This is a genomic window from Actinacidiphila guanduensis (assembly GCF_900103985.1).
Classification (GTDB): Bacteria; Actinomycetota; Actinomycetes; order Streptomycetales; family Streptomycetaceae; genus Actinacidiphila; species Actinacidiphila guanduensis.
Map to the genome: position 1 here is coordinate 452,708 of NZ_FNIE01000006.1, position 12,212 is coordinate 464,919.

Below are 12,212 nucleotides of genomic sequence, written 5' to 3' on the forward strand. Positions count from 1 at the left end.
GGTCGCGCAGTTCCTCCCCCAGCGCCCCTGGGTTGTACGGGGCTCGCCTCACGCGCGAAGGGCAAGGTTCTTCAGGGGCGCGGGGAACTGCGCGAGCAAGCGGCCACCGGCCTCAGGACGGCATCGAACCCCGTGGGGCAGACGGGAGCCCGAAAGGGGCGCTGGGGGTACCTCCCAGGCGAAGCTCTGGGGGTGGGGGTACCTCCCAGACGAAGCGCTGGGGGAGAACTGCGCGACAAGCCCACGGCGAGGTGCAGGCGGCAACGGCGGCGAACCCCCGCGGCGGGAAGCCACCCCCGTTCAAGCAGAAGCTGCGAGGACCCTTCCGCTGCGCACCGCTTCGCGGAGCGCAGCGAAGTCGCGCTCGTTCTGATCCGCGTACGCCTCGGCGAAAGCCGAGACCGCTCGGTCGAAGACCTCCCCGCCGCCGAGGTAGGCGGCGATCGCGACGCGGTCGCCGGAGCGCGCGTGCGCGCGCGCCAGAGTGGCCCCGCAGAGCTCGCCGAAGGCCCGCATCCCCGCCGGCACCATGACCTCCGGCTGCGGAATGCCCTTCCAGTCCCGCAACTGCCGGACGTAGAAGTCGCGCCGCTTCCCGTCGATCCCGTCCGCCCGCTCCCAGCCGAGGAAGATGTCGCTGGTGGCCTGCATGAGCCGCTGCCCGGAGACCACCCGCTCGCCCTCGGTCGCGTGGTCGCCGCCGCCGAGGTGGGCGGCGAGCACCGAGGTGTCGGCCTCCTTGGCCTGGAGCAGCAGCGGGTCCTGGTCGTCGCGGCCGAGCAGCAGCACGATCCAGCAGCGGGTGCCGACGCTGCCGACCCCGACCACCTTGCGCGCCATGTCCACCACCCGGTACTGGCGGAGCAGGAACCGCCGGTCCGAGGGGAGCGTACGGGCGTAGCGGTCGAGCAGGAGGCGGATGCCCTCCTCCAGGTCGCCGCGCTCGACGTCCGGCAGCAGGTCCTGCAGCGGCACGATCAGCGGCGGGTCGGCCGCGATCCGCCGCTCGCCGCCCACGACTTCGGTGAGCTTGCCGAACGCCTGGAGCGTGTCGCGGCCGCGCGCCTTGTCCACCTCGCGCTGCCAGCGGCCGCGGGCCCGCGCGCTGACCCGCGGCGCGAACCGCTGCCGCACCCACTCCTCGTCGAAGCGCGCGTACCAGACCGCGAGGTTGCCCATCCCGGCGTACTGCCGCATCTGCTCGCGGTAGGAGCGGACGGTGGCCCGTACCACCGCGGCCCGCTCCTTGGTGTCCCAGCCGTTGGCCCGCCCGGCGATCACCAGGCTGGTGGCGAGGCGCTTGACGTCCCACTCCCAGGGGCCGGGCAGCGTCTCGTCGAAGTCGTTGATGTCGAACATCATCCGGCGCTCCGGGGAGGCGAGCAGCCGGAAGTTCAGCATGTGGGCGTCACCGCAGAGTTGGGCGGTGACACCGGTGCGCGGGGTGTCCGCGAGATCGGCGGCCATGAGGGCGGCGGCGCCGCGGTAGAAGCGGAAGGGCGACTCGGTCATCCGGCCGTAGCGGATCGGGACGAGTTCGGGCACGCGGCTGGCCGACTGCTCCTCCAGCAGGTCGACCGGGTCGCGGCGGCCGGGCCCCGGGGCGTACTCGGCGTGGCTGGAGCGGGGCGCGACGGCGCGGGCCGCCCGCCCGAGGGCGGCCCGCTCCTGCGGGGTGCGCGAGGGCGCCTGAGTGGTCACCTCGTCTGGTGCCCGTGCGAGTCCGCGGTCGCCAGCGCCCAGATGACGAAGACGTCGATGGCGATGAGGACGATCGCCCACAGCGGGTAGTGCGGCAGCCAGATGAAGTTGGCGACGACCGACAGGCCCGCGAAGAAGATGCCGAGCAGCCGGGCCCACAGGGCCCCGCGGATCAGCGACAGACCGGCCAGCACCACCAGGCAGCCGAGGACGAGGTGGATCCAGCCCCAACTGGTGACGTTGAACTGGTACGCGTAGCCGTGCGTGACGACCAGCACGTCGTCATGGGCGATCGCGGCGATCCCCTCCAGGATCGACATCACCCCGCCGAAGATCATCATGACGGCGGCGAAAAGTATCCAGCCGGATCGCCACATCGGGGGACCGCTACTGTACCCGGAATTGCGCCGGACGTCGGAGGAGGTCATGTCGATTCCTCTCGCAGAGCCCACGGCACCGGCCTGGACCGGCCGGGGCGACTCACCACCTCCAGCGTGCCACGGCCGCCCCGGTTCGGCAGCGCGACGCGATACAGTCGGCGAAGCAGCAGGTCAGAGCGGCCGCCGACCCGGTTGCACGCCTCGGACACAAAGGGTTTTCCGGCCCTGTCATTGCCGGTGCGCGCCTTCCCCGCCGCCCCTTGTACGCCCTTCCCGTAGCCGAATACGGAATTACGCGTACGCGGGTTTTGCAGGTGCGGTTCCGGATAATCCCGGCAGCTGGAAAAGGGCCGCATCCGTCGGCCGGCCACCGCCGCGTCCCGTTCCGTACGCCGCTGGTCGGCTCTGGCGCGGGTGGCCGCGAGGGAGCTACGCTCTCGCCGATGACTACTCCTTCTGGCAACAGATTGGGGGACCCGTCCACGCAAGGTGAGTGCTGATGAGCACTCCTGACGCGTACGGGGACACCCGGCTCACCGCCTGGCTGCGTGTGCGGCGCTACGCCGTACCGGCCACCATGATCGAGACCGCGACCGCCCGCCGGCTTGCCGGCGACTGGGCGGGGGCCTGCGCCGCCGCGGCCGTCGACACCGACCTCACCCCACGGGCCGTCGCCCGCGCACGCGGCCGCGACCTGGCCGACCGGGTACGGTCCGATCTCCGCCTGCTGGCACCCGAGTTGCTGCGCTGGCACTTCCCGAGAGCGGCCGACGGGCTGCTGCGACCCGCGCTGACGGTGTCGCTGGCGCGGTACGAGGACGCGGGCTACGACGGCCGCGCCACCGTCCACCTCGTCGCCCGGACCCCACCCGCGTGGGCCGCCGCGGGCCAGCGCATCAGCCTCGCCCTGTGGGACCCCTCCCGCGAGAGCCCTTCACCCGCCCCGCCGCTCCACCCCCACCCGCACCCCCGCCCCCGCTTCCGCCTCGACCTCCACCGCCACCTGTGGGACGCCTCCCACACCCAGGAACTGCGCGACCGCGCGGGCACATGGAGCGCCCACGAGAGCGGTACGCCGACGAACGAGCGGTCGGGGGAGGCCGGTTGGGAGGCCGGTTGGGGCGTCGCGATCCCCCGCGGAAGGGGTGAGGAGGCGAACCGGCGGTGGGGCCCGGACGGCTCGCACCCCCGCGAGAACGGCGCCGCGGGATTCGGCCTGGGGGCGCTCCCCCCGAACGCCGCTGGCCTCACTCACGGTTGGGGACTCACCTGCCCCCGCGAGAGCGGTGCCGCGGGGGACGGCCTCGGGGGGCCGGCTCTCGACGGGGCTCGGGGTGACGGCAGTTGGGCGCACCCGCCGCGCGACGGGTGGCTTCCATGGGGCGAGGGCACTCTGCCGCTGCCGGATCCGGGTTGGGCGGTGGGGCGTTGGGCCGACGAGGCTCGCATCCTGCTGGCCGCCGGGGGGAGTTCGGTGGGGGCCGTCGCCGTACGGCTCGGGGCCGGGCGGTGGTTGCTGCGGGAGGTGGACGCCGGCGGGATACGGGCGGCCGCTCCCGCCGCAGGCCACCCGCACGGCCTGCCGGTGCTGCCCGACGCGGCGACCTGGGTGCTGCCCGACCTGGAGCTGCTGCGGGCCGGGCTCCTCACCCCCGGCGAGCTGCATCCGCTGGTGGCCGAGGCTCTGGTGCCCGGGTACCGGCCGACTCGTCCGCGGCCCGGCCCGAAGCCGCCGGGCGGCCCTCGGTTCGTGGAATGCCACGGGGCCCGGCACCGGATCGGCCTGGTCGACGACGTACTCGTACCGCTCGACCACACACCCGAGGAGATCCGCCGCGAGGAGCTGCTGGCCGAGCTGACGGGGACGCCGATGCCCTGCCTCCAGGCGATCGACGCCGTCCACCGGCGGCCGGAAGCGCTCGACGACGTACGGGCGCGGCTCGACCACGGCGACGTGGCGGGGGCGCTCGCGGTGGTCGAGTCCCTGCTGGGGCGCGGGGCGGTGCTGCGGAACGGGTCCCTGCGGGAGGCTTTGGCGGGGGCCGCGCGCGGCCGCGTCGCCTACGGCCTCTTCCGCGCGGGCCTTTCCGTACGGGGGGTTCCCCGTACGCCCCCGGGCACCGCCGGCTCCGTACGCGCGCTGCCGCATTCACGCGGGGGTTCGCCCGGCTCCCTACGGGCGGCTCCCCCTCCGCGCCCGCGCGCGGGCCACGTACGGGGGCGGACCCTCCGCGCCTGAACGGTTCCCCGTCCTACGGGGGTTCCGTCCCGTCCGCCCACCCGGCTGTATCAGGCCGCCAGGCCCGGCGTTGCGCTGGTCGCGCAGTTCTCCCCCAGCGCTTCGCCTGGGAGGTACCCCCACCCCCAGAGCTTCGCCTGGGGGTCCTCCAGCGCCTCTACTCAACTTGCCTTGCCGCGCACAGCAAGCCCCGTTACCACCCCGGGGCTCTTGCGAACCGAAGAACCGAACCTCCTCACACGAAAGGTGATACATGTGACCGTATTCGCAGAAAGCTCGCAGATGGCGCTGGCCGACGAGCTGAGCCGGATGCTCAAGGAGCGCAGGAGCGAGCCCCGCCCGGACGAGCAACTGGCCGCTCTGACCCTGGCGGTGGCCGCGGACCTGCCCGTGGTGCTGTGGGGCGAACCCGGCATCGGGAAGACGGCCGCGCTCACGCATCTCGCGGCAGCGCTGGACCTGCCGCTCACCACCGTGATCGCCAGCGTGCACGAACCCTCGGACTTCGCCGGCCTGCCCGTCGTGGGGGACGACCCCGCCGCGCAGGGCGTACCGATGGCCCCGCCGGACTGGGCGGTCCGGCTGGTCCGGGCCGGCCGGGGCCTGCTCTTCCTGGACGAACTGTCAACCGCGCCGCCCGCCGTGCAGGCGGCCCTGCTGCGGCTGGTCCTGGAGCGCCGGGTCGGCGCGCTCCAACTGCCGCCCGGCGTGCGGATCGTGGCCGCGGCGAACCCGCCGTCCTCGGCGGCGGACGGCTGGGAGCTGAGCCCGCCGCTGGCGAACCGCTTCGTCCACCTCCAGTGGGCACACGACCCGCAGGTCGTGGTGCGCGGCCTGGGCGGGGTCTGGCCGCGCCCGGAACTGCCCCGGCTCGATCCCCAACGGCTCCCCGGCGCTGTGGAGTTCGCCCGCCGCGCGGTGACGGGGCTGTTGGCCGCGCGGCCCGGCCTCGTCCACCGGCTGCCGGGCAACGACGCGCGCAGGGGCGGGCCGTGGCCGTCGCCGCGCAGTTGGGAGATGACGCTGCGGCTGGTCGCCTTCGCCACCGCGGCCGACGTGCCCAGGGACGTGCTCTCGCTGCTGGTGCGCGGGACCGTCGGGGACGGCCCAGGGCTCGAACTGCTGGCGAGCATGGACCGGATGGACCTGCCCGACCCCGAGGCGCTGCTCGCCGACCCGGCCGCCGCCGAACTGCCCGAGCGCGGCGACCTGCGGCAGGCCGTACTCGACGCGGTGGTCGCCGCCGTGCGGGCCCGGCCCACGCGGGAGCGGTGGGAAGCCGCATGGGCGGTGCTGGTAAGGGCATTGGACACCGGCGCCCCCGACCTCGTGGTCGTCCCCGCCCAGACCCTGGCCGCCCTGCGCACCCAGGACTGGACGGTCCCGCCTGCCATCGACCGCCTCGCGGGCGCGGCCGCGCTGTCCCGCCGCGCGGACGAGGCGGCGGCCCGCACCCTCGGCACCGCCCGGTTCGCCGGCTCGGGAAGGGGCATCCGTCGATGACCGCCCGCGCCACCCCCGAACCCACCGCCCCCGCGACCCGCGTGGACCTCGGGAAGCTCTATGCCGCCCGGCTGCAGGCCGTACGTGCCCGGCCGTACTTGGCCACCGCGCTGTTCGCGCTGCACGTCGTGGAGTCCGCGCGGGTGCCCACCATGGCCGTGGACCGCCATTGGCGGTGCTACGTGTCGGCCGGCTTCGTGGCGCGGACCCCCGTGGCGGAGCTGGCGGGCGTGTGGGTGCACGAGGCGTCGCACCTGCTGCGCGACCACCACGGGCGCGGCGACCGGGTCGCCGACGAGCAGGGGCTGACCAGCAGGGCCGACCGGCTGCGGATGAACATCGCGGCGGACTGCGAGATCAACGACGACGTGTACGGCGACGGCCTGGTCCGGCCCGAGGGCGCCGTGCAGCCGGCGCATCTGCGCCTGCCCGAGGGCAGGTTGATGGAGGAGTACCTGCCGCACATCTCGCTGGGGCCGCTCACCGACCACCTCGCCTGGCTGGACTGCGGCAGCGGCGCCGACGGGCTGGAGCGCGGCTGGGACGCGGGCCCCGACGGGGCGCACGGGCTGAGCGCGCAGGAGCGGGACGCGGTGCGGTTCCGGGTGGCGCGCGGCATCGTCGGCGCGCCGGGGACCGCGCCGAGCGGGTGGCGCCGGTGGGCCGAGGAGGTCGTCCAGCCGGCGCAGCCCTGGCGGGAGTTGCTGGGCTCCGCGGTGCGCGCGGCGGCCGCGGCCGCCGGCTGTGCGGACGACTACTCCTACGGCCGCCCTTCGCGCCGGTCGGCCGCCGTGCCCGGCGCGGTGCTGCCGAGCCTGCGGCGGCGGCCGCCGCGGGTGACGGTGGTGGTGGACACCTCGGGCTCGGTGAGCGACGCCGAACTGGGTGCCGCGCTCAACGAGGTGGCGGCGATCACCCGCGCCGTCGGCGGCCGCCGCGACCTGGTCTCGGTGCTCTCCTGCGACGCCTCGGCGGGCTCGGTGCGCGCGGTGTGCGACGCCAGGGACATCCCGCTGGTCGGCGGCGGCGGCACGGACATGCGGGCGGGGATCGAGCGGGCGGTGCGGACCCGTCCGGTGCCGGACGTCGTGGTGGTCCTCACCGACGGGCAGACACCGTGGCCGCGGCGCCGCCCGCCGTGCCGCACGGTCGTGGGGCTCTTCCCGCGCCCGGTCTCCGAGAACGTGCCCTACGTCCCCGCCGAACCGCCGTCCTGGGCGAAAGTCGTCACGATCGGCACCTGACCGGGCCGGCCCGGCTGCCGAACCCCTGGTCGTGCCCCCGCCCGGGAATCAGCAGGAGCTCAACCGACCAGTCTTACCACACTGTCCCCACAGGACCCCCACAACACCGCCACGCCCCCTCCGCACCCCCCGGCGTGCCGCAACAATGCCCCGGCCGAACTCCGGCCGTATGCCGTCATACCGCACCCGGATTCGGTCACGTGTGCACCCTGCACGCGACGCAAGGGCAATTGCACTCCGGCGCACAACCTGCGCACACGCCCGCGACGAGCGGGGCAATTTCGCACCGTCGCACGCAAAAGCCCCCCTCCCGCAGGCAGGGCGGCGGATCCTACCACCTATTCCTGATGTGTTCTCAAATTCCCGCGCCCGGCTGTCACTTGCCCTCGGCAGTCGCGACGGCGGTGATATGATCACCCGGCTTGCCAGGCCAGCCAAAAGCGCGCAGGACAGACGGCGATCCGATCGAGAGGGTCCAACTCCGAGGAGCACCATGCCGCAGTCGGGCATACGGGGACCCATCGGCAATCAGCGCCTCTGCGCTGCCGCCGGCAACACGTGTACGACGCCCCGGACCCGGCGGCAGCCCGGGACGCGAAAAGCACCCGAGGCGCCGGCACAGCCCTTTCCGTCCCTGGCGGTCGTCTAGTCGTTTAAAGAGAGTCTCATGACGCATTACATACAAGATCCCGCGCTCTGGGCTCTGATCGCCGGCGCGCCCGCGGCCGCCACCGCTCTGCTGCGCCAGCGCAAGGCGAGAGCCAGAGTGCAGAAGGAGAAGGTGGAGCTCGAGAACCGGTACGCGGACCTCGAGAGCAACTTCGCCGCCTCGGTCCAGGCCGCCCAGATCCGCGCCGAGGACGCGACCAAGAACGCGCTGAAGTCCGCCATGCGCACCCTGCAGGGTCTGGCCAACGAGCAGCAGCTGGCCATCTCCAAGGCCCAGGACGCCCACGGCGAGCACTACGTCCTCCAGGACCTCCTGGAGATCGACCACATGAACTCGCAGTTCAGCCGGCGTGCGCAGTCCATCGCCGTGCTCTGCGACGGCTGGCTCGGCCGGCAGCGCACGGCCGCGTCGCTGTACGACGTGGTGCGCAGCGCCAAGGGCCGCATCCGGCACTACCAGCGCGTCGAGATCCGCTCGCAGACCAACTTCGCCATGGTCGGCCGGGCCGTGGAGCCGGTGGCGCTCGCGCTCGCCGAGCTGCTGGACAACGCCACCAGCTACTCGGCCCCGGACACCCCGATCGACATCACCACCCGCGCCGTCCCCAAGGGCGTCTGCATCATCATCGACGACGCCGGCGTCGGCATGAACGAGGAGGAGAAGAAGCGCGCCGAGGAGCTGCTGTCGGGCAAGGGCCCGGGCGTGGCGGGCCTCGGCAGCCCCCCGCAGTTCGGCTTCGCCGTGATCGGCGTCCTCGCCGCCCGCTACGGCTTCAGCGTGTCCGTCGATTCGTCCTCTCCCTACGGTGGTGTCCGTGCGGTTGTGCTCCTTCCCGATGAGCTGCTGACCTCCATGCCCGAGCCGAAGGAGCAGCCGCCGGCCGCGCGCGCCACCGCGACGCCCGCACCGCAGCCCGAGCCCCGGCCGCTGCAGAACGGTTCCACCGCCGGCGGGCTGCCGAAGCGCAGCAGAAAGGGCTCGATCTCCATCGTGCCGACGCCAGATTCCACCCCCGCACCCACCCGGACGTACGAGGAGACGGCCTCGATCATGGGCGCCTTCCAGCTCGGCACCCAGTCCGGGCGCTCAGCACACAGGGAAGGGCACGATCCCCAGTGAACAACGACCTGTCATGGATGCTCAGTAGCGCGCTCGAGGTCCCCGGGGCCCGCCACGCGATCCTGATCTCCGCGGACGGCCTGCTGATGGCCCGCTCCCAGGACGTCAAGAAGGACGAGGCGGACACCATCGCGGCGGCGATGAGCGGCATCCAGTCGCTCAGCCGCACCATGGCCGGTTTCTGCGGCGACCCGCAGATGCACTGGCGGCAGACCCTGGTCGAGTTCGACGGCGGCTGGGTCTTCCTCATCTCGGCCGGCGCCGGCGCCTACCTCGCCGTGTCCTCCGCGCCTGACGTCGACATGGCCGCCATCACCTTCCGGATGCAGCAGCTCGTCGGGCAGCTCGGAAAGGCGCTGACCGCGCCGCCGCGCGAGAACTCCGGCAGTCAGCTATGAACGGGTTCAGGCGCCGCAACCAGCGCGCGGACTCCTCGGGCCCGTCCGAGCCCGCGGAGTCCCCCGAGCAGGGCGGGTCGTTCGACCCGCCGCCGGCCCCGTTCGACCCGGCGTCCTTCGACCCGCCGGGGCCCTTCGAGTCCCCGGCGCCGTTCGCCCCGCCGGCACCGTTCGAGGCCCCCGGCTCCTTCGAGGCCACGGGATCGTTCGAGGCCGGCGGGTCGTTCGAGGGGTTCGAGTCGTTCGAACCGCCCGTCCCGCCCGGGCCGTTCGAGCCCTTCGGTGTCCCCGGAGCCGTCGAGCCGGCGACGCCGGCGCCCGACGAGCCGCTCGACCTCGCCGAGGCGGCCGGCTCCCCGGGGGAGTCGCCCGAACTGGTCCGCCCGTACGTGATCACCAACGGGCGCGGGCTGGAGGGCACCGAGAAGTTCAACCTGATCACCCTCGTCACCGCCGCGGACCGGCCGCGCCCGGCCCACCTGGACCCGGAGAAGCACCGGCTGCTCGACCTGTGCGGGGGCGGCATGCTGTCGGTCGCCGAGATCGCCGGTCACATGCGGCTGCCGATCGGCATCGTCAAGGTGCTGCTCTCCGACCTGTCCACCGAGGGCTACCTGGTCGTCCGCCCGCCCGTGCCGCGCGCCCAGCTCGCGGACGTTTCGCTCCTGCAGGAGGTGCTGGATGGGCTCCAGGCCCGCTTCGGCTGACGGCGTCTACCTGGACGACGCGGTGAAGACCGCGGCCAAGATCCTGGTCGTGGGGCACTTCGCGGTCGGAAAGACGACGTTCATCGGCACCATGTCCGAGATTCCGCCGCTGCGCACCGAGGAGCAGATGACGCAGGCGGGCGCGCACCTGGACGACCTCAAGGGCGTCCCGGACAAGACCACCACCACCGTGGCGATGGACTTCGGCCGGATCACGCTCAGCGAGAAGCTCGTCCTCTACCTGTTCGGCACACCGGGGCAGGAACGGTTCGTCCAGGTGTGGGAGGACATGACGCGCGGGGCGCTGGGCGCACTGGTCCTGGTCGACCCCGAGCGGCTCAAGGAATCCTTCCCGATCATCGACCTGGTCGAGCAGTACGGTCTGCCCTACGCGATCTCCGTCAACCACTTCGACGACACGCCGATCCGTCCGGACAGCGAGTTGCGCGAAGCGCTCGACCTGCTGCCCGAAACCCCCATCGTCACCTGCGATGCCCGAGACCAGAAGTCATCCGCCGACGCCTTGATCACCCTGGTCCGGTATCTGCAGACGCGTACTGCAAGGAGTACGACGTGAGCACCGACTCAGGCTTCCCCTCCCCGCCCCCGGGCTGCCCCGCCCACGGGCGGGTTCCCATGTACGGTCCGGAGTTCCAGGCCGACCCCGACGCCTACTACGCCTGGATGCGCAACTACGGGCCGACCGCGCCCGTGGAGCTGGCCCCGGGGGTGAACGCGACCCTGGTCACCGACTACACGGCCGCGCTGCAACTGCTCCAGGACCCGGACACCTTCCGCAAGGACTCCCGCCGCTGGCGGGCGCTGAACGAGGGCAAGGTCAGCCCGAACAGCCCGGTGGTGCCGCTGCTGGCCTACCGGCCCAACTGCATGTTCACCGACGGCGCCGAGCACCTGCGGCTGCGCCAGGCGGTCACCGACACGATGGCCCGGGTGGACTCCTACCAGCTGGGCCGGAACGTCGACCGCATATCCCGCTACCTCATCGAGCAGTTCAGCTCCCGCGGTTCGGTGGACCTGCTCAACGACTACGCGAAACTGCTGCCGCTCTTCGTCTTCAGCGAACTCTTCGGCTGCCCCGCCGATATCGGCGACCGGGTCATCTTCGGCATCAACGGTATTTTCGACGGCATCAACGCGGAAAAGGCGAACGAGGTGCTCGGCCAGAGCGTCGCGGAACTCGTCGCACTGCGCCGGGCAAAGCCGGGCGACGATGTCACGTCCTGGCTCATGCAGCACCCCGCAAATCTCGACGACGAAGAGATGGTGCACCAGTTGGTGCTCCTTCTCGGCGCCGGAGCGGAACCCCTGCGGAACCTCATCGGAAACAGCCTCTGCCTCATTCTCTCGGACGATCGCTTTTCCGGCGGCGGGCTGCTGGTGGAAGACGCCATCGACGAGGTGCTGTGGAACAATCCGCCGATGTCGAATTACGCGCCGCACTATCCGGTCGCCGACATCGAGTTCGCCGGCCGCCGTATCGACGCGGGCGAACTGGTGCTGGTCAGCTTCGCCGCGGCCAACACCGACCCGGCCCTGTCGGAGTCCCGGCAGATGCTGAGCAAGCGCGCCCACCTGGCCTGGAGCACCGGCCCGCACGGGTGCCCGGCGAAGGACCCGGCCCAGCTCATCACCATCTCGGCGATCGAGAACCTGCTCAACGCGCTGCCCGACATCGAGCTGGCGGTGCCGGCCGACAGCCTCACCTGGCGCCCTGGCCCCTTCAACCGCGCGCTCGCCGCGCTCCCCGCCCGTTTCTCCCCGGTCCGCACGGACAAGGGACCGCAAAGACCGCAGGGCGTCGGACAGCAGGCAGCGCCGGACAATCACCCCCGTCCGTCGGCAAAGCAGGAAAAGGGCGGTTTGTGGAGCTCCTTCCTCGCCTGGTGGAAGGTGTGACCCAGGTCACAGCGTAGATTGTTCTATGTTCACATGACCATTCCATCGAATGGGTAGTGAGTAGGGCGGAATTTCATGTCGACCAGGACGAAAAGGAGTAGTCGTGGTCTGTCCCGGCGTCGACAGCCCCGCCCACCGTCGAATCGCAGCTTTAATCCACTCGGGACTACACAACCGCAACGGAATACGTGACACAGATTCCACCCACAACAGCCTCTGTCTGACAGGAGAATCCGTACCCGCCCCCGAGGGGCGGGTACGTCTTCGCATGCCCTCATTCATTTCGCGCGATTGTCGTCGGCCCCAGCGGCCCCTGTTCCCACGGTTCCCCCTG

The 12,212-nt window shown here is 72.3% G+C and carries 10 protein-coding genes; 8 read left to right on the forward strand and 2 right to left on the reverse strand.

Going from position 1 to position 12,212, the window contains the following annotated elements:
* Positions 1–300 precede the first annotated feature (300 nt).
* Both BLR33_RS16100 and BLR33_RS16105 read right to left on the reverse strand, forming a co-directional pair.
* Entirely contained in the window at positions 301–1,701 is a 1,401-nt protein-coding gene (locus BLR33_RS16100; RefSeq protein ID WP_093785131.1) for a DUF2252 domain-containing protein, read from the reverse strand.
* Positions 1,698–2,129 carry a DUF7144 family membrane protein gene (locus tag BLR33_RS16105; protein ID WP_093785132.1) on the reverse strand — a complete coding sequence of 144 codons (432 nt, stop codon included), beginning with the start codon at positions 2,127–2,129 and terminating at the stop codon, positions 1,698–1,700. The genes BLR33_RS16100 and BLR33_RS16105 overlap by 4 nt, the downstream gene beginning before the upstream one ends.
* Before the next feature lie 451 nt (positions 2,130–2,580).
* Between BLR33_RS16105 and BLR33_RS36140 the strand changes: the two genes are divergently transcribed.
* The 8 genes from BLR33_RS36140 to BLR33_RS16150 all read left to right on the forward strand — a co-directional run bounded on the left by BLR33_RS36140 (position 2,581) and on the right by BLR33_RS16150 (position 11,878).
* Positions 2,581–4,320: a hypothetical protein gene (locus BLR33_RS36140; protein WP_245771435.1), complete on the forward strand. Its 1,740-nt coding sequence runs from the start codon at positions 2,581–2,583 to the stop codon at positions 4,318–4,320.
* 282 nt (positions 4,321–4,602) lie between these two features.
* The gene (locus BLR33_RS16120) at positions 4,603–5,823 is read left to right on the forward strand and encodes an AAA family ATPase (protein WP_093785133.1); all 1,221 of its coding nucleotides are present in this window, start codon (positions 4,603–4,605) and stop codon (positions 5,821–5,823) included.
* Positions 5,820–7,067, forward strand: a complete 1,248-nt coding sequence (locus tag BLR33_RS16125) for a vWA domain-containing protein (RefSeq protein ID WP_093785134.1) — start codon at positions 5,820–5,822, stop codon at positions 7,065–7,067. The genes BLR33_RS16120 and BLR33_RS16125 overlap by 4 nt, the downstream gene beginning before the upstream one ends.
* Positions 7,068–7,734: 667 nt before the next feature.
* Complete coding sequence (locus BLR33_RS16130) at positions 7,735–8,856, forward strand: ATP-binding protein (protein WP_093785135.1); 1,122 nt, start codon at positions 7,735–7,737, stop codon at positions 8,854–8,856.
* The gene (locus BLR33_RS16135; protein ID WP_093785136.1) at positions 8,853–9,254 is read left to right on the forward strand and encodes a roadblock/LC7 domain-containing protein; all 402 of its coding nucleotides are present in this window, start codon (positions 8,853–8,855) and stop codon (positions 9,252–9,254) included. The genes BLR33_RS16130 and BLR33_RS16135 overlap by 4 nt, the downstream gene beginning before the upstream one ends.
* A 374-nt stretch (positions 9,255–9,628) precedes the next feature.
* Entirely contained in the window at positions 9,629–9,961 is a 333-nt protein-coding gene (locus tag BLR33_RS36145; RefSeq protein ID WP_245771456.1) for a DUF742 domain-containing protein, read from the forward strand.
* On the forward strand, positions 9,936–10,538 hold the full coding sequence (locus tag BLR33_RS16145; protein WP_093785138.1) for a GTP-binding protein: 603 nt from the start codon (positions 9,936–9,938) through the stop codon (positions 10,536–10,538). The genes BLR33_RS36145 and BLR33_RS16145 overlap by 26 nt, the downstream gene beginning before the upstream one ends.
* Complete coding sequence (locus tag BLR33_RS16150; RefSeq protein ID WP_093785139.1) at positions 10,535–11,878, forward strand: cytochrome P450; 1,344 nt, start codon at positions 10,535–10,537, stop codon at positions 11,876–11,878. The genes BLR33_RS16145 and BLR33_RS16150 overlap by 4 nt, the downstream gene beginning before the upstream one ends.
* Positions 11,879–12,212 lie beyond the last annotated feature (334 nt).

Bases quoted from the DNA above. Each gene is read 5' to 3' on its own strand.
- BLR33_RS16120 (WP_093785133.1), top strand. From the start codon at position 4,603: ATGGCGCTGGCCGACGAGCTGAGCCGGATGCTCAAGGAGCGCAGGAGC.
- BLR33_RS16125 (WP_093785134.1), top strand. From the start codon at position 5,820: ATGACCGCCCGCGCCACCCCCGAACCCACCGCCCCCGCGACCCGCGTG.
- BLR33_RS36140 (WP_245771435.1), top strand. From the start codon at position 2,581: ATGAGCACTCCTGACGCGTACGGGGACACCCGGCTCACCGCCTGGCTG.
- BLR33_RS16105 (WP_093785132.1), bottom strand. From the start codon at position 2,129: ATGACCTCCTCCGACGTCCGGCGCAATTCCGGGTACAGTAGCGGTCCC.
- BLR33_RS16130 (WP_093785135.1), top strand. From the start codon at position 7,735: ATGACGCATTACATACAAGATCCCGCGCTCTGGGCTCTGATCGCCGGC.
- BLR33_RS16145 (WP_093785138.1), top strand. From the start codon at position 9,936: ATGGGCTCCAGGCCCGCTTCGGCTGACGGCGTCTACCTGGACGACGCG.